The sequence below is a fragment of the Lysinibacillus sp. FSL K6-4013 genome (assembly GCF_038630435.1).
GTDB classification, from domain to species: Bacteria; Bacillota; Bacilli; order Bacillales_A; family Planococcaceae; genus Lysinibacillus; species Lysinibacillus boronitolerans.
Genome location: NZ_CP152031.1, coordinates 4,707,074 through 4,725,471, shown reverse-complemented (window position 1 = coordinate 4,725,471; position 18,398 = coordinate 4,707,074). Strand labels below are relative to the sequence as shown.

Sequence of the window (18,398 nt, the reverse complement as noted above, 5' to 3'; positions counted from 1 at the left end):
TTGAATAGAAGGCAGTCCGAATAATGGACTGTCTTTTTCTATTATTTCCCGAGAAATAATTGTTGAATTACATCGCTTTTTGTCACAGTATTAGAGGGATTGAATATCGATTAATGCATAGAATCCGAAAGCATGATAGAGTTAAGAGTAGTGAATTTACAAATACACATTGTTTAAGAATAGATAAGAAGCGAAAGGGAGAGTATGTATGAATAAAACAATTTTAGTTGTTGATGATGAGAAACCAATCGCAGATATTTTGCAATTTAATTTAATAAAAGAAGGCTATAAAGTTATTTGTGCTTATGATGGTGATGAGGCATTAAAGAAAGTAGAGGAAGAGCAACCAGATTTAATGCTTTTAGATATTATGCTGCCAAAGCGTGATGGGATGGAAGTTTGTAGAGAAGTACGTAAAAAATATGATTTTCCGATTATTATGCTAACAGCTAAAGGCTCTGAAATTGATAAAGTATTAGGATTAGAGATGGGTGCAGATGATTATGTCACAAAGCCATTTAGTACAAGAGAGCTGATTGCACGTGTAAAGGCCAATATGCGCCGTTTACAAGTAGTCGCTCCAGCAGCAGAAGAGGCTGAGGAGGAGTCGAATGAGATTGTCGTAGGTTCGCTTGTTATTCAACCAGATGCTTATTTAGTAATGAAGCGTGATGAAGCAATTGAATTGACACATCGAGAATTTGAGTTACTTCATTATTTAGGGAAACATATTGGACAAGTAATGACACGGGAGCACCTCCTACAAACAGTATGGGGCTATGATTACTTTGGTGATGTACGAACTGTTGATGTAACAATTCGCCGTTTACGTGAAAAAATTGAGGATAATCCTAGTCATCCCGCTTGGATTGTCACACGACGTGGTGTAGGTTATTATTTACGAAATCCTGAACAGGAGTAATAGGAATGCAGAAAGTGAGCTTCTTTAAATCCATTCATGTCAAACTAGTGCTGATTTATATTTTATTAATATTGCTTGCTTTACAAATTATCGGTATCTATTTCGCTCGTGAATTAGAAAGAAATTTGAAGAGCAACTTCCAAGATTCCATTTTTCAGCGAGTTGACTTGATGCAATATAGTCTTCGTGAGGAAATTTTAAAGGAACGCGATGAAAGCATGCCTAAACTAGAGGAGAGCCTAAAGTCAATTGTTATGGAGTTTTCTACTGGTTTAAGGGATGTTTCAAATGGTGATATTTTAGAAATTCGTGTCATTGACGATAGACAAAGAATACTTGCAACATCTGAGCTTGAAAACCAGAATTTAATAGGTCAGCGCTCTAATACTGATCTTGTACGTCGAGCAATATCTGCCGAAACACTGTTTGATATTATTAAGCTCGACAATAAAACGAGAAATCGTGTGTGGGTCTTAGCGAACCCCATTCGTGCGGGTGCAGGACCAGACGACGAAATCATTGGTGTACTCTATATTGAAGCCAATATTGAATCTGTTTTTGAACAAATGAATGATATTAATCAGATTTTCCTTGGTGGTACGGCAATGTCCTTGGTCATTACCATCTTCTTAGGTATTCTTGTGGCTCGAACGATTACACAGCCTATTGCTGATATGCGAAAGCAGGCTCAGGCAATGGCGAAGGGGAACTATTCTCGCAAGGTACGTGTATATGGTACGGATGAAATCGGACAGCTAGCCATCACCTTTAATCATCTAACCAACCGTTTGCAGGAAGCACAATCGACCACAGAAGCTGAACGTCGAAAGCTAGATTCAGTGCTGAGTAATATGACAGATGGCGTTATTGCAACAGATCGCAAGGGACGTATTATTCTCATCAATGACCCCGCACTAGAATTACTGCATATTTCAAGAGATATTACATTAGGGCGTCCTATCGCCTCTGTATTGGGGATTGATCAGGAATATAGCTTTGAAGACTTAATTCATATGAATGATGCCGTGAATTTAAACTTTAGTACAGCTGATGCGCCCTATATACTTCGCGCTAATTTCTCTGTTATTCAAAAAGAAACGGGCTTTATTAATGGGCTGATTACTGTTTTGCACGATATAACAGAGCAAGAAAAGATTGAAATGGATCGTAGGGAATTTGTATCGAATGTATCACATGAGTTAAGAACGCCATTAACAACAATGCGCAGTTATTTAGAGGCACTTGCAGATGGTGCATGGAAAGACGAAAATATTGCTCCTACGTTTTTAAATGTGACACAAACCGAAACAGAGCGTATGATTCGTCTAGTGAATGATTTATTGCAGCTATCAAGAATGGATAGCTCAGATTACGAGTTGAATAAAGATATTGTCTTATTTAATTCGTTCTTTAATCGCATTATTGACCGATTTGAAATGTCTAAGTCTGACAAGGTACAATTTGAACGTTTATTCCCTGAAACATCCTTTTATGTAGAAATTGATACGGATAAAATCACACAAGTTATTGATAATATCATTTCCAATGCTATTAAATATTCTCCAGATGGCGGCAATATTCGCTTTGGCTTTACTGGACAGGAAGACATGCTGAAGGTCATGATTTCAGATGATGGCATGGGTATTCCTAAAGAAAACGTTGGCCGAATTTTTGATCGCTTCTATCGTGTGGACCGTGCACGCGCTCGCTCTATGGGAGGAACAGGCTTGGGATTAGCTATTGCGCGGGAAATGATTGAAGCGCATGGCGGTAAGATTTGGGCTGAAAGTGAAGAAGGACAGGGTACAACAATTTTCTTCACATTACCATATGATGCAGATGAATTTGGTGAGGCAGGTGAGTGGGAATGAAATATATAGAGCCAGTTAAATCTGTTGTATTATTTCTACTTGTCATGCTGAGCGTGATTTTAACTTTTTTAATTTGGACCTATACACCTGATTATAAATATATTGAAAAAACAGAGGGAGAGGAAATTTTAATTAAGCCGCAAAAGGATATGGAGGATATTATTCGACCGTACAAGGCTATTTTCCGTTCTGAAGAAGAGTTTACAGGCACAGTTTCTAATGCAGCTATGAAAGATATGATGAAAGTGTTTAAAGGCTGGAATGTTTTAGATTTGGTGCCTGTAAACAATAATCTTTCTGCAAACTATGTGAATCAAATTATTGGCGCAGATCATCGAATGACAATCTTTTTTACGGGAGAGATTCCATTTTCAGCTTTTAACACAACCTTTCAGTTCACTGATAAGGAATTACCAGAAACAACGTTCAATCGAATGATTATAGATTGGAGTAATTACAATAGCAAAGAATTAATGTTGTATTACATTAGTGGTAATAACCAATCATTATTCCGCTCACGTGTCAGTGTGCCAAACATGAATCAATTTATACAGGAAGTCATTGAGCCTGCAAAAAAATATGAGGTTTTCAAAGAAGTAGAGAGAGAAGGCTATACATCTCTTTATCTGGCGAACAGTAATATTGAATCTGTAAAATATACGTACTTTATTGAGGATATTACACCAGAATTATTTAAAAATGTGTTATTCCCTGATCCAAATATTGTACAGCGGAATGTCGAAAGCGCATCCTCTGAAAAATATACAGATGGTATGTCATTAATGACCTTAGAAACAAATCTTAAATCATTAAACTATGTTTATCCAGCTGCAGAAAGTAGTATTAGAGTCGAGCCATCGAAGCTTTTAAAGGATAGCTTTGAATTTATTAATGAGCATGGAGGATTTACGGCAGATTTCCGCTATGCTTCATCCAATACCAATAAAAATCAAATAGATTATCAAATGTATTTGCAAGGCTTCCCTGTCTATAGCAATCATGTTATTACACGAATGACAACGATTTGGGGAGATAGTCGAATTTTCCATTACAAGCGTCCATACTTCTCATTGGATATGGATATATCTTTAGAGAAAGAAATTAAAGAATTAGCATCTGGCGCAGAGATTGCAGAGAGATTAAAGAACGCTAATAGTATTCCTTTGTCTGAAATTGATGAAATTGTCTTGGGCTATTATTTAACACAAAATCAAGAACAGAATATATTTATATTTGAACCTTGTTGGTTTGTTATTCGTAATGGTACCTGGACTAAACTGACTCCTGAAGTATTAGGAGGTGTTAAAAATGGATTGGAATAGAACAAAATCTATTTTTATATTCGTTTTTTTAATACTGAACATCTTCTTGTATTCACTTTATGTCAATCGCTACAATGAAGCGAAAGATATTGAGGTACCAGGTGAAAGAACGATAGAGGCTCGTTTAAAAGATGATAATATTACGTATGGCACATTACCAAATAATATTGAATCTGCTTCGTATATGACAGCTCAAGTGCATAAATTCACACCAGCCGAATTTAGTAATAGTAACCAGCAAGTTAAATTTAAGGATGATAATAATACGAAGGCCCGTGTTATTTTTATGAGGCCTGTTAAATTACGTAATGTAAGTGATGATGCAAGCTTTACAGATTTTGCCCTGGCAAACATCATTGAAGGTTCATCTTATGCTTTATGGAAAGTAGACCGCGAAGAACGAGTCGCAATTTTTTTCCAAAAGACAAACAATCGAATGTTCTATTATAGCGGTTCATTAAAAATAAAATGGAATGCTAATAACGAAGTAACAATGTATGAACAAACAATGATTGATAACATTGAAGAAATGGAACAGCAGGAAACAGTTATTCCACCACTTCAAATTATTCAAACTTTGTATGCAAAAGGACCGCTCAAACCAGACTCGCGCATTACACAAATGAAACTAGGTTACTCAACGCTTGTTAAATTGACACGTACTCAGGTATTGGTGCCAACATGGGAAGTTCAAGTGAAATTATCTGATGGGACAAAAGAGGAGTACTTTGTGAATGCAGTAGAAGGTAAAGTCATCGAAATCCAGGAGGACAAGCAAGAGAGCGAAGAAGAAGACTGGGGAGTTGAATAATGCGATTTAGTGTTTTAGCAAGTGGCAGTACAGGGAATTCGATTTATGTAGAGAATGACGATCATGCTTTTATCGTCGATGCGGGTCTTAGTGGGAAAAAGATGGAGCAGTTATTTACAAAAATCGACCGTAATATGAAACAGCTCAGTGGTATCTTTGTTACACATGAGCATAGTGATCACATTAAAGGAATTGGTGTACTGGCACGGAAATATAATGTACCAATTTACGCAAACGCCAAAACGTGGCAGGCAATGGACGGGCTAATTGGAGACATTCCTATTGAGCAACGTTTTGAATTTGAAATGGATACAGTGAAGCATTTTGGTTCTTTAGCTGTGGAATCCTTTGCTGTTTCACACGATGCAGCAGATCCAATGTTCTATACTTTTCATGAAAATGATCGCAAGCTTGTTATTATTACAGATACAGGCTATGTCAGTGATCGTATGAAAGGAATTATTCGAGGCGCTGATTCTTTTGTCTTTGAAAGTAATCATGATGTCAATATGCTGCAAATGGGACGCTATCCTTGGTCTATTAAACGTCGTATTTTAAGTGATGTAGGACATGTGTCTAATGAGGATGCAGCAATTGCAATGAGTGAGGTTGTATTTGATAAGACGACGAATATTTATCTTTCACATTTGAGTAAGGATAATAATATGAAAGAGCTAGCACGTATGAGTGTCGCACAAACCTTACAATCTTGTGGCATCCTTGTTGGTGAGCATGTTCATCTATTTGATACGGATGCAGAAGAACCAACAAAATTGGTGACGGTTTAATCAAAGGCTATTTAGGCAAAACTTGAAGCTGTTCAACGCATAAAAAAAATGCATTGAACAGCTATTTTTATGCCTATTTTATTTGTTTTTCATCTGATTTTAATGTTTGAATCGTAAGATTAGGGTAACAACTAATTAGATAGCACTCAAAGGAAAGGATGACGAACATGAGCTATTTCCAAGATGATGATAAAAACAGTGATTTCCTAAAAAATGATGAAGTACCGAAATCACCTCTTCAAGAAAGACTAGAGCGCGAGGAGCAAGAAATGCAGACTAAGCGCATGAAAAAGAAAGGTGGCGGAGGTAAAGGCGGCTATTTCTTTAGTGGTCTGGTCGGTGTCATTATAGGTGCTTTACTTGTGTGGCTTATGCTACCAGGACTTGTCAATCAAATGCCTGGAACAACAACAAGTAATACAGGAAAAAATAACACAACAATTAATCAGGTAGCTACAGAAGTAACGACAGATGTGACAACAGCAGTTGAAAAAGCCTCACAAGCAGTTGTTGGTATCACAAATATTCAAGAAGTAACAAGCGGAGGCTTTTGGAGCCCACCATCCACAACAACAAAAGAAGCAGGAAGCGGTTCAGGTGTCGTTTATAAAATTGAAGGTGACAAAGCCTTTATCATCACAAATAACCATGTTATTGAAGGGGCAAAGCAGTTAGAGGTCACAATGCCAGACGGAACAAAAGAACCTGCACAATTAGTGGGTCACGATGTTTGGACGGACCTTGCAGTTATTTCTATTAACTCTAAAAATGTTAAAACAGTTGCGACATTCGGGAATTCGGATGTATTAAAACAAGGTGAAACAGTGATTGCCATTGGTAACCCACTTGGTTTAGACTTCTATGGTTCTGTGACAACTGGTGTTGTTTCAGGTAAAGACCGTTCTGTACCAGTAGACTTAAATGGTGATGGCACAGAAGATTGGCAACAAGAAGTATTGCAAACAGATGCTGCGATTAACCCAGGGAATAGTGGTGGAGCACTTGTGAACTTAGCTGGAGAATTAGTAGGAATTAACTCCATGAAAATTGCTGAATCCTCAGTGGAAGGTTTAGGGTTCTCTATTCCAATTAATTCAGCTATTCCAATTATCGAGGAACTAGAGAAAAATGGAGAAATGAAACGTCCAACAATGGGAGTTTCACTTGCAGATTTAACAGATGTGCCATCATTCTATCAACAACAAACATTAAAATTACCTGCAGAGGTGACAACAGGTGTTGTTGTAACAGATGTCATGAATAACTCACCAGCCTCAAAAGCAGGGGTTCAACAATACGATGTTATTGTAGAGATGGATGGTCAAAAAATTGAAACAACCATTGATTTACGCAAGCATTTATATAATGACAAAAAAATTGGTGATAAACTAACATTAAAAGTGTACCGTCAAGGTAAATTAGTCGAGCTATCACTAACATTAACAAACGGTAATACATTGTAAAGAAGATGAAAAGCGATGGAGATCTAATCAATCTCCATCGCTTTTTTTATGAGGATGGAGAAAATACTTTTATGAAATATTATGGATAACTAGAAAATTGTGAATACTAATTCCGCACAGCAAATCGGGAGTAAAAGGCACTTCTTCCATACATGCTATTACTTTGTTACAATAGATTGTGGATAACATAGACTGATTTGTGAATAAGTTTGTGGAAATTTCGGAAAATAAGGAGACATCAAAAAATGGAAAAGTACAGCTGTGAAAGCCATATAGATCACGCTTTAGACATGTTTGTAGCAGAGCAAAAAGTGTTCCCAATTATGGATAAAATCGAAGAGGATAAAAAGTTATCCACAAAGTGTAGCTACTGTGAACAGCCAGCAGAATATATTGTATCAAGTAAATAACTTTACACAATATATAGAGAATGCTTGTGGATATGTTGATAACTTTTGTGGATAATTTGTTTGTAAATGAATTGTAAAGGTGGATAACGTGTGAATATAACGATTGTATCAGTCGGCAAACTAAAAGAAAAGTACTTAAAAATGGGGATCGATGAGTACGTAAAACGTCTTAGCGGCTATGCAAAAATGGATTTGGTTGAAGTGCCAGACGAAAAGGCACCTGAACAACTAAGTGAAGCTGAAATGGATATCGTCAAGAAAAAAGAGGGCGAACGCATCCTAACGAAAATCAGTCCAGATGCCTACGTAATCGCCCTAGCCATCAACGGCAAAATGAAAACCTCCGAACAAATGGCAGCCGACATTGAATCCCTCATGACCTACGGCAAAAGCAAAATCGCCTTCGTCATCGGCGGTTCGCTCGGTCTGCACGAAGATGTCCTAAAACGAGCCGACGAACAGCAATCCTTTGGTAAGATGACACTTCCTCACCAGCTCATGAAGCTTGTGCTAGTCGAGCAGATTTACCGCAGTTTTAGGATTATGAAGGGAGAACCGTATCATAAATAGAGGCAAAAAAAGTTGTAAATAAGGTGGTATTTTGTGGTCGTAAGCGAATTTTTGGGATGAAAATTCATCTTCCGTATTTGCTTCACGATATAAAAGATGAAGAAGTATAAATGTTTTCGACACGTTTACTTCCGAAAAATCGAAGTCGAGTTCAATCGTATCAATGGAGCGCGGTTTACCGTTTTGATGTTTCACAGTAATCTGTCCAATTAGTAATTGTAGTAACCGTTTTTGATGTTCACGTGGCGCACATTGATAGGCGTCTAAAAATCGTAATAGCAATGTCTGAATTAATTCAGGCTGAATAACCTTTGAATCGTTAGAGTTTAGTTGCGCGGTAATTTCATTTTGTCTTTGCTCTAAAGTTGTCTTTTCAGTAGTTAGTTTTTGCAGGCGCTCTTGCAGTATTGTAACGGGGAGCGTCTTTTGTTCAAAGGCATCTAAATATTGGTGCTGAAGCGACTGTATTTCGAGCAGTCGTTTTTTTATGTCCTCAAGCTCGTTGGTTAAGGAATGGAGCAATTCAATAGATGTCGTGTTAAGAGCTTGTAGCTTTGAGAACAGCTGTTGTTCGCTATGTGCAAATTGTTCAATTCGCTCAATGAGTTGCGCTTCTGCTTCATACGCTTTCGTTGAGTTCGCACGGCAGGCAGACGAGCCTTTATTATGAAAGTCACTGCATACATAATAGCGGTATTTCTTTTTAGTGCCGTCTTTAGATTTCCACGTCGTACTTGCAGGCACCATACCTTGATTACAAGTAGGACAGCGTAGAAGGCTACTAAGTAAAAAAGGTTCATTTGATTGGCGCTGTTTAAAGGACCTGTTATTTCGTTTTGCTTGCACGATATTCCAAAGATCATCTGGAATAATTGCCTCATGTTTGCCTTCAACAACAATTGGGTTTGGGTTTTTAGCTCTTTTCCGCTTGTTATCGCAGTTTTCAACTTTTGCCCAACTAATTTTGCCATTGTAAACGATATTATCCAAAATTTGTGCAACACCATTCACTGAAAAATGACGTCCGCGCTTCGTTCGATAACCTGCCTTGTTCAAGTGATTAGCAACTGCTTTTAATCCTTTGCCTTCTGCGTATAGTTCGAAGGCTAATTTAACAATAGATGCTTCATTTTCGTTAATGACTAACGCTTTATCGACGACGTCATAGCCGAAGATTTTTCCACCATTCCAAGACCCCTGTAATGCGCGTTGCCTCATACCGAGTTTTACGTTTTCTGATAGCGTATTGCGCTCCATTTCAGCAATTGACGCCATAAGCTGAACAACTAAACGTCCGATTGGACTACCTGTGTCAAAGTTTTCAGAGTAAGAAATGAATTTTACACCGTTCGCTTCAAATAGGTCTAATAACGTAAGCGTATCTAACATGTTACGCGATAGACGCGAGATTTTCCAAACAAGGACAGCTTCAAATTTTATTTTTTCCACATCAGCAATAAGCTTTTGAATTGCGGGGCGCCCAGTAATGTTTTTACCACTTATCCCTTCATCAACATATTCACCAGCAATTTCCCACCCGTATAGCTGTGCGTATTGGCGCAATGTTTGTAACTGCGCAGAAATACTGTAACCTTCCGTTGCTTGTTCCTCGGTCGATACTCGACAATAAATGGCTACTCGTCTAATTTCATTCATGAAAAATCCTCCTTTCACTGCCATTTTAATATGAAACGAAAAAAAAGAGAAAGGAAGCGCACCTTTCTCTTAAATCGCCTGATTTAAATACGTTAAATCAAATTTATAAATGATGTCCTTAATTGTTCGGTTCTTTGGTTTTTCACCAGGATTAACGTGTATTTCTTTAATTAAATCTTGTAAAAGGAGCTTTTTGTCCGTGTCCTCTATCAAGCTGAAAAATTCAGCAAAATCCTTAAGTGAACGAGTAACAATAGCTGTTAAGACATTTTTGTCACATAGTTTAATATGCTGATTTATGCTTTCAATGTGCTTTATAAGTGCTTGTTCCTCCTGCTGTACATCGCGCATTTCTTCTTCGAAAGTTTCTTCTGTAATGATGTCCCGCAATCGCCAATTCATTAGTTCTTTTCTTTTTTGTTTTAGCACTGTTAAATCAGCTTCTTGTTTTTTCAATTGCTGTTGTAGGTCCATCACTTCATTCATTGAATTAGAACGGAGCGTACTTATTAATGGCTCAATGAGATTATGCTTTTGTAAAGTGGCAAATACTTGTGCGTATACGGTGTTTTCGGCATATTCCTTCGGGATCAGGTTTGCCGAGCAGGCAGAGGAACCGCTGTTTTTGTTGCGCGAGCATTGGTAATACTTATACTTTGGGCTACTATTTCCTTGAACCATTGGACCGCCACATTGTGGGCATTTTAGTAAACCAGATAGCGGAAAACTGCCAGGGTGAATTTTCTCTTGATAATGACTATTTCGCTTCATTGCATCTTGTGCCTTATCCCATAATTCAATGCTAATAATTGGCTCATGCTGTCCTTGGTGTAATTCACCATTCCATTTCATTTTCCCGATATAAATCGGATTCGTCAAAATCGTTTTTACAGCATAAATAGTCCAGTAGTTATTTTTCTTCGTCCGAATACCTATATCATTTAACTCCGAAGCGATTTTTTTATAGCCCCATTGCTCGTTTGCGTATTTATCGAAAATAAACTTTACGATTTTAGCTTCTTTATGGACGACTTTTAGCTGTTTAGAGGAGCATGTGTAGCCGTAAACAATGCCTCCGTTAAATAAGCCATTAGACGCGCGTTTTTGCATACCAGAACTCGTTCTACTAACAATCATATCCCTTTCTATATCTGCCATTAGTGAAGAGAAGTAGTACATAAGTTTAGCCTGTGGGGAATCTGTATCGATATTGTCAGCAATACAAACGAGTCGTATTTTTAATTGATTTAATCGATGATAAAACTGAAGCGCCTCCACATTATTACGTGAAATGCGATCTGAATCATATACAATGACACAATCGATTTTATTTGCCTTGTTTAAAATGAACGCAAACATTTCTTTAAATTTATCGCGGTTATTAAATGTTCTACCTGATTTAGCACCTTCATCGAATAGTTGGACAAGAGTCATGCCGTTAGTTTTACAAAACTTCTTAATTTCCTCGGTTTGTTTTGCAATAGAGGTGTTACCTAATTGTTTTTCTGTACTTACACGAACGTAGCCAACTGCACGCATACATATCACGCTCCTAATTGATTTTGTTGTTGTTCGCAGGAAGCTTGGTCATATTTTAAGATCATTTCAGAAAGCACATTTAAAAAATGGCGGGCATGGTACTTTTCCAAATCAGCACCAATGAGTAATTGTTTTTCAATTTCTTCGTGGAAGTTTAAAGAAGGGGATTGTTTCATAGAGGTTCATCCTTTCGTGGAATTTTATTGAGGAAGGCTAAGGCGGAAAATGCGCAAGTAGCCTATGTAAGAAGGAAGGCACAAAAAAACTGGCTTATTTAAAGATACATGCTTAGAGGACGCAATCAGCCTATAAATGGGCGCACTACACCCACTGTTTGCTAAAAAGCGCTCTAAATAAAAACATGTACATTTAAATAAACCAGCTAAAAATAAGAGAAACGATTAAACAAAAAACTATATGTTATGTTGCCTATATTCAATTTTTCAAATATAAAATACAAAATATTTTTTTCGTTGTCAACAGAAAAACTGCTTAATATTGTTATAAAAATTTAACTGACAACTAAAATATAGAAAAAATATTAAGGGATGCTATAAGGGCATATTTAGGAGGTTAGGATATGAAAGCAGTAAAAGTATTTGATGAAGCATTTGGGGAGAAATTGAAACGACTTCGTAAGTCCCGCGGAATGAGCTTACAACGTCTTAGTGATTTGAGTGGTTGTAGCCCCAGCTATATTTCAAGATTAGAACGCAATGAAAAACAATCTCCATCTTTCCCAATCCTTGTGGCGTTAGCAAATGCATTAAATGTAGATGTGCTGACATTAGCGGAAGGATTAGTCGATAAAGAAGAGGTTGTTGATCTGTACTCGATTATGTTCAAATCCCCGTTGCGCGTTGCAGATAAAGTGTTATCGGAAGAAGAAACGATGCTGGTGTTGCAAATGATAGAGCGAATAGTGGAATTTGAATGGAGTAGAGAATCACAGTGGCATGAACTTGCTGAATTAGGCGAAGCCATTAACAAGTTGAAGAATGTAAAATGACCAAACGCCGAGGACGTTATGTTCTCGGTCTTTTTTTGTATCAAACATGGTCCGACAAGAGAGGGGCTTTTCAAATAACAAGTTGTATGTATAATGTTTTTTGAAAACCTCTCAATTCCTCTCAATCACTTTTTATCCCTTTCGAAATTTTTCTCGTGTATGTTTGTTCTTTGAAAATCGCATATTGATTTGGCGCGACAAAGCTTCTGTATTTGGGGGTGTTTTATGTCTGCGCGCTCACGTTCTCGTGAATAATAAATATATTTGAATTGGGAAAAAAATAAACTCCTTAATGCTATGAAATCAAATAGTTAGCTAAACCTAATTACATACTAATAGATTAGGAGTGATCACATATGCTTCATACTTTTCTAATGAAGTTCCCAATTACTGATGAAGATGTAAACGTAGCGCAAATTAAATTCGGAACGGATTACAAACATCTGAATCAATATTTCCAAAAGGTATACGGTGAATTCTTCAATTTCGCGTTAATCCCTCAAATCACAAAAGGTCATGGGAAATGATATTTATCATTATTTGTTGATGCGGTGGCGCTGTTACAAAAATCCGATATAGCAGAAACGGATTACAAGGAGATAAAACTAAACATATTGGAATGCCTAATGCTGTTATTTAATCACGCAACGCATTACGATTCGCACATACTGGCAAGGTTAGATTTCCGTCATGATGTAACAATCAACTGTGAAAAACTGCGCAAATTATACTTCCATCTAATTAAGAAGCATGTAGAAAAATACCGTCATCAAGTGAAGTGTACAGGAAAGATAGATGCTTCAGGTGAGTTTGAAGAATTTAAAACAACGGTATATCATAATTCGAAATCTGTTGTAACAACTGCATACGATAAGAACTTAGAAAGAATCGCAAAAGGATGTGAAATTCAACCATATGAAAAAGATGTAATACGCTTTGAAGTAAGGCTTCTTTACAACCATTTATACTATAAGGCAAGCAAGAGATGTAAAACCCCTGTTCCAATGAAATTGGAAAGCTACTTTAAAGAAAGTGTCTACTATTCCTATTTAGATTCCTATCTTTTAAGTATTTATCCCCAAGGAGACTATTATAAATATGCATACGTCGAAAAATGGATCGACTACGCGCCACTAAAAGCTACGGATAAAGCGCTTCTTAAAGAATTCCTTAAAAAGTCCGCCTATAAAAGTTTATCGACAGCAAAACGTTTCTACTCAAAATACGTTTATAATAAAATGCTCAATTATTTGAGCGACTTAAATATAAACCCTATCACGATTCCAAAGAACTTTCCTCAAGCTCCACGCCATTTTGAAAACCCATTAAATGACTTATACGCGAAGCTTAAATAACAACTGCTATTTGTTATGGATGTGCAAATAGAACTGTAATTAGATGTTCAGTTACAGTTTGAATATAATCGTAAAGCTATTCATGAATCTATTTGCTATCGAGTTGTATTGCAATTGTATTCATAATCGCAATATGTTCGCGCATCTATTTCAAATTAGAATAGCGATTATAATCGAAGTTCGATTAGATGTTCGATTATATTTACTATGCATATTTGAAATCGTTGCCTTTGTAACGATATGAAAAAACATTTTACAACCACAACCATTTTGTTATATGATGCATTTAACTTAATTGTTAAATAATCAATTTAACGAAACGGAGGGTGTGCTTTTTGCAATTAGGAGATATAGCAGATATACGCTCAGGTATGGTTATTACGCGCAAAAAAGCGATGAATAAGAACGAGGTAAAAGCAACTTATGACATGTTTACGCTGAAAAACGTGGATGCGTTAAATGAGCCATTCGAGCAATTTCAAAGTAATGGTGTATTAAGTCCGCAACACTTCACAGAAGAAGGCGACATACTGTTCCGACTAAACTACCCGTATTCGGCGACGTATATTGATGCATCGAAAAAGCAACTATTAATCCCGTCTACTTTTGCGGTCATTAAGGTGCAGGTCGATTTCTTTTTACCAGAGTATGTTGCGTGGTATTTAAATACGGCTTTCGCAAAGAAAGAGTTGGAAAAAGGGCAGTCGGGAACGAAAATTCCGAGCACGAACAAGACAACCTTAAACGCGATTCCAATAGAACAAATCGCTATTGAAAAGCAACGAAGTATTGTGCAGTTGTACAAGCTTCATTTACAAGAAAAACAGTTGCTAACAAGCTTAATAGAAGAAAAAGAAAAGCTATTCCAAGCACAAACAAATAAAGTGCTTCAAGGGATTTAACAGGAGGAAATCACATGGCAGAGAAAGTTTCGCAAGAGCAAATTAACAGTATATTATGGCAGGCCGCGGACACGTTCCGCGGAAAAATCGACTCAAGTATTTATAAGGACTACATTTTAACGATGATGTTCATTAAATATTTAAGTGATTCATATAAAGAGCATTTACAGGAATACACAGAACGCTATAACGGTGATGAACAGCGCATTCAACGCGCGTTAACACGTGAACGTTTTGTATTAGATAATGAATCAACATTCGATTATCTTTACAGCAAACGTACTGATTCTGAAATTGGCGACATCATTAACAAGCTATTAGCACGAATTGAGGACGAAAATACAGGCAAGCTTCGTGGTGTATTCCGTAATATTGACTTCAATAACGAAGCAGTTTTAGGAAAGCCAAAAGAGCGTAATGCGATGCTACGCACATTGTTAGAAGACATTAACAAGCTGAATTTAAAGCCATCTGTTATTGGTGATGAAGACGTTATCGGTAACGCTTATCAATATATGATTGAACAATTCGCGTCAGATGCGGGGAAGAAGGGCGGGGAGTTCTACACGCCAACGATGGCATCTGAATTATTAGCACGTTTAGTGAAACCACAGGAGAACGACCGAATTTATGACCCAACATGTGGATCAGGTTCACTTTTAATTCGTGTAGCAAAACAAGTACCTAATAACAAAGTAGCAATTTACGGACAAGAGCGTAACGGCGCAACACACTCGCTGGCATTAATGAATATGTATCTGCATGGAATTGATGATGCCAACATTGAATGGGGCGATACATTAGCTAATCCACTTCACTTAGAGGACGGTAAACTAATGAAGTTCCAAAAAATCGTTGCAAATCCGCCATTTTCTTTAGACAAGTGGGCGATGGGCTTTGCGGGTGACGGTAACGATGATAAGAAGTTTAAGATGGAAGCAAGCTTAGATCAACATCGCCGTTTTGAATGGGGCGTACCACCGACGTCTAAAGGTGACTATGCATTTATACAACACATGCTTTACTCATTAGCAAAGGGTGGAACAATGGCGACAATTTTACCACATGGCGTTTTGTTCCGTGGTGCGAGTGAAGGGAAAATTCGTAAAGAAATCATTGAAATGAACTTGTTGGACGCGGTTATCGGTTTACCAGAAGGTCTGTTTTACGGTACAAGTATCCCAGCGTGTATCCTTGTATTCAAGAAAGATCGTACGCGCGAAGATGTATTATTTATCGATGCATCTGGTGAGGGCAATTTCGAAAAAGGCAAAAATCAAAACAAGCTACGTGAAGAGGATTTACAAAAAATTGTCGCTACTTATGATAGCCGTGAAACGATTGATAAGTATTCATATAAAGCGACTAAAAAAGAAATCCAAGACAATGACTACAACTTAAATATTCCTCGTTATGTTGATACATTTGAGGAAGAAGCTCCAGTTGACATGGAAGTAGTGAAGCAAAACATCGCTGATATTAAGAAAGAGTTAGCTGTTGTGGAAGCTGAGATGGAGAAGTATTTGAAAGAATTAGGATTTTAAGTTGTCAAGTAATTCTTGATAACTGATATTTTACAAGGAACTATTCGGTTTTTCCGAATAGTTCCTGAAGAGATGAACAAAATGAGTTGAACCTGTAAGTAACTCTTACAAGTTGAAAGAAAGGGAGGATGCAATATGAGTGAAATTGAAAAATATAGTGAACAAACTTTTGAACAACATCGAAATGTCAATGAATACGGAGAAGATTTTTGGTATGCAAGAGATTTAGCTCAGATATTAGACTATAAACGTTTTGATAAGTTTTTGAATGTTATTGATAAGGCAAAAACAGCCTGTATAAATAGCGGTTATGAAGTTGAAGACCATTTTTCCCAAGTGGGAAAAATGGTTGAGCTCGGATCAGGTGCTATTAGAGAAGTCGAAGATTATGAACTTTCGCGATATGCTTGCTATTTAGTTGTCCAAAACGCTGATCCAAAAAAAGAAGTTGTTGCATTAGGACAAACATATTTTGCGGTACAAACAAGAAAACAGGAACTTCAAGATCAATTTGAAACGTTAGATGAAGACAAAAAACGATTAGCAATTCGAAATGAGTTAAAAGAGCACAATAAATCATTACAAGAGGCGGCCATGCTTGCAGGTGTAGAAACGAATTTAGATTATGCAATTTTCCAGAATCACGGTTATAAAGGTTTGTATGGTGGTTTAGATGCTAAAGGAATACATGCACGTAAAGGTCTGAAAAAAAGTCATAAAATTTTAGATCATATGGGAAGTACCGAGCTGGCGGCCAACTTGTTCCGCGCAACACAAACAGATGAAAAACTTAGAAGAGAAAATATACAAGGTAAAGATAATGCCAACCGTACGCATTATGAGGTCGGTAAAAAAGTTAGACAAACTATTGAAGACCTTGGGGGAACAATGCCTGAAGATTTACCGACACCTGAGAAAAGCATTAAGCAAATTGAGAGAATTGAACAAAAGAAATTATTAAACAAGGAAAAATAGAGTTGTTAAAATAAAAAAGATTGAGGTGTAAAGGATGCAAGCGCCCGATATTGAAATAAAAGAATGGAAAATTGTTCAACTTCAAGAGGTTGTCAGAGTATTTCGTGGAGCAAGTCCCAGACCTAAAGGTGATCCACGTTACTATGGTGGGTCTATTCCAAGGGTATTAATTGAAGATGTTACACGTGACGGTAAGTATGTTACACCTCGTGTAGATAGTTTAACAGAGGAAGGTGCCAAAAAGAGCAGGTACTTAGAAAAGGACTCTGTAATTCTTAGTTGTTCTGGAACAAGAGTGGCAATCCCTGGAATATTGGCGGTTCCTGCATGTATCCACGATGGTTTTTTTGGATTTGATAATTTCAAGGATTTAGTACCTGAGTATCTTTATTATTTATTTGAGCAATTGCATGAGAAAATGCAATCCTCTGCAACAATGGGTGGTGTGTTTAATAATCTTACTACACAGATAATGAAGGAAATGTATATTGATTTACCGCCCTTAAATGAACAGCGAAAAATAGTCGATATTTTAAGTACATGGGACAAAGCAATTGAACATTTAGAGAAACTTATTGCTAAGAAGAAAGTACAGAGGAGGGGATTATTTCAGAAATTATTAACGGGGAAAGTAAGGTTGCCAGGTTTTCAAGAAGAGTGGACAAAGATTAGATTAGGGGACTATTTAATAAAGCATAATGAAAAGTCGCAATATAATAATCAATACCCAGTTCTTACTTCCTCAAGAAAGGGGATATTTTTACAAAAAGAATATTATTTAGGTAATGAAGTCGCAAGTGACGATAACACAGGTTACAATGTAGTACCGTATGGTTATTTCACCTATAGACATATGAGTGATGATTTAATGTTTAAATTTAATATAAATACTATAGTGGAAAGAGGTATAGTAAGTACCTTATATCCAGTTTTTACAACTAAAAACTTAAATAGTGAATTTCTATTATTAAAATTAAATGAAGGAAACGAATTTAGGAAGTTTGCGAAAAATCAAAAGCAAGGTGGATCAAGAACTTATATTTATTTTTCTAAACTCGAAGAATTAATATTAAATGTCCCTTCAGTGAACGAGCAAAAATGTATTGCCGAATTATTTAAAACTATCGAAAAAGGAATAGAACTTAGTGAAAAGGAATTGAGTGCCTTAATAAATCAAAAAAAAGCTCTCATGCAACAACTCCTTACAGGAAAAATCCGAGTGAAGGTGTAACGCCTTTACTCCTTTCCTTCATTTATAGAT

Annotated in this window: 18 protein-coding genes; 15 read left to right on the top strand and 3 right to left on the bottom strand. The window is 36.8% G+C overall.

The genetic code is table 11. The features are described 5' to 3' along the window. Positions 1-208 precede the first annotated feature (208 nt). From yycF to rlmH, 8 genes are all read left to right on the top strand, one after another. On the top strand, positions 209-922 hold the full coding sequence (gene yycF, locus MHB39_RS23475; RefSeq protein WP_036077923.1) for a response regulator YycF: 714 nt from the start codon (positions 209-211) through the stop codon (positions 920-922). A 5-nt stretch (positions 923-927) separates the two neighbouring features. Then, positions 928-2,793 carry a cell wall metabolism sensor histidine kinase WalK gene (walK, locus tag MHB39_RS23470; protein ID WP_036077920.1) on the top strand — a complete coding sequence of 622 codons (1,866 nt, stop codon included), beginning with the start codon at positions 928-930 and terminating at the stop codon, positions 2,791-2,793. After that, the gene (gene yycH, locus MHB39_RS23465) at positions 2,790-4,115 is read left to right on the top strand and encodes a two-component system activity regulator YycH (RefSeq protein WP_339280538.1); all 1,326 of its coding nucleotides are present in this window, start codon (positions 2,790-2,792) and stop codon (positions 4,113-4,115) included. The genes walK and yycH overlap by 4 nt, the downstream gene beginning before the upstream one ends. Continuing rightward, positions 4,102-4,926, top strand: coding sequence for a two-component system regulatory protein YycI (yycI, locus tag MHB39_RS23460; protein WP_258860327.1), 825 nt, complete (start codon positions 4,102-4,104; stop codon positions 4,924-4,926). Before yycH ends, yycI begins: the two co-directional genes overlap by 14 nt. Next, positions 4,926-5,714 carry an MBL fold metallo-hydrolase gene (locus MHB39_RS23455; protein WP_016992308.1) on the top strand — a complete coding sequence of 263 codons (789 nt, stop codon included), beginning with the start codon at positions 4,926-4,928 and terminating at the stop codon, positions 5,712-5,714. Before yycI ends, MHB39_RS23455 begins: the two co-directional genes overlap by 1 nt. Positions 5,715-5,881: 167 nt before the next feature. Further along, entirely contained in the window at positions 5,882-7,177 is a 1,296-nt protein-coding gene (locus tag MHB39_RS23450; protein ID WP_312125063.1) for a trypsin-like peptidase domain-containing protein, read from the top strand. A gap of 245 nt (positions 7,178-7,422) precedes the next feature. Further along, positions 7,423-7,587: a CxxH/CxxC protein gene (locus MHB39_RS23445; protein WP_016992306.1), complete on the top strand. Its 165-nt coding sequence runs from the start codon at positions 7,423-7,425 to the stop codon at positions 7,585-7,587. Positions 7,588-7,677: 90 nt separating this feature from the next. After that, a complete protein-coding gene (gene rlmH, locus MHB39_RS23440) occupies positions 7,678-8,157 on the top strand; it encodes a 23S rRNA (pseudouridine(1915)-N(3))-methyltransferase RlmH (RefSeq protein ID WP_342545541.1) in 480 nt (159 codons plus the stop codon). Here the strand turns inward: rlmH and MHB39_RS23435 are convergent. From MHB39_RS23435 to MHB39_RS23425, 3 genes are all read right to left on the bottom strand, one after another. Beyond that, the gene (locus tag MHB39_RS23435; protein WP_342545539.1) at positions 8,098-9,813 is read right to left on the bottom strand and encodes a recombinase family protein; all 1,716 of its coding nucleotides are present in this window, start codon (positions 9,811-9,813) and stop codon (positions 8,098-8,100) included. The two genes, rlmH and MHB39_RS23435, sit on opposite strands and share 60 nt — an antisense overlap. Positions 9,814-9,882: 69 nt before the next feature. Beyond that, complete coding sequence (locus MHB39_RS23430; protein WP_342545538.1) at positions 9,883-11,352, bottom strand: recombinase family protein; 1,470 nt, start codon at positions 11,350-11,352, stop codon at positions 9,883-9,885. A gap of 5 nt (positions 11,353-11,357) precedes the next feature. Next, positions 11,358-11,528 carry a hypothetical protein gene (locus MHB39_RS23425; protein ID WP_342545537.1) on the bottom strand — a complete coding sequence of 57 codons (171 nt, stop codon included), beginning with the start codon at positions 11,526-11,528 and terminating at the stop codon, positions 11,358-11,360. Between the two features lie 404 nt (positions 11,529-11,932). Between MHB39_RS23425 and MHB39_RS23420 the strand changes: the two genes are divergently transcribed. The 7 genes from MHB39_RS23420 (at position 11,933) to MHB39_RS23390 (ending at position 18,368) form a co-directional block, all read left to right on the top strand. Beyond that, positions 11,933-12,361, top strand: coding sequence for a helix-turn-helix transcriptional regulator (locus MHB39_RS23420; RefSeq protein ID WP_342545536.1), 429 nt, complete (start codon positions 11,933-11,935; stop codon positions 12,359-12,361). 356 nt (positions 12,362-12,717) lie between these two features. Then, positions 12,718-12,888, top strand: a complete 171-nt coding sequence (locus tag MHB39_RS23415) for a hypothetical protein (RefSeq protein WP_342545535.1) — start codon at positions 12,718-12,720, stop codon at positions 12,886-12,888. 87 nt (positions 12,889-12,975) lie between these two features. Beyond that, a complete protein-coding gene (locus MHB39_RS23410; protein WP_342545534.1) occupies positions 12,976-13,716 on the top strand; it encodes a hypothetical protein in 741 nt (246 codons plus the stop codon). 326 nt (positions 13,717-14,042) lie between these two features. After that, positions 14,043-14,618 carry a restriction endonuclease subunit S gene (locus tag MHB39_RS23405; protein ID WP_342545533.1) on the top strand — a complete coding sequence of 192 codons (576 nt, stop codon included), beginning with the start codon at positions 14,043-14,045 and terminating at the stop codon, positions 14,616-14,618. Between the two features lie 14 nt (positions 14,619-14,632). Then, positions 14,633-16,162 carry a type I restriction-modification system subunit M gene (locus tag MHB39_RS23400; protein ID WP_342545532.1) on the top strand — a complete coding sequence of 510 codons (1,530 nt, stop codon included), beginning with the start codon at positions 14,633-14,635 and terminating at the stop codon, positions 16,160-16,162. Between the two features lie 135 nt (positions 16,163-16,297). Continuing rightward, positions 16,298-17,137, top strand: a complete 840-nt coding sequence (gene dinD / locus MHB39_RS23395) for a DNA damage-inducible protein D (protein ID WP_340808442.1) — start codon at positions 16,298-16,300, stop codon at positions 17,135-17,137. 34 nt (positions 17,138-17,171) lie between these two features. After that, complete coding sequence (locus MHB39_RS23390; protein ID WP_340808441.1) at positions 17,172-18,368, top strand: restriction endonuclease subunit S; 1,197 nt, start codon at positions 17,172-17,174, stop codon at positions 18,366-18,368. Positions 18,369-18,398 lie beyond the last annotated feature (30 nt).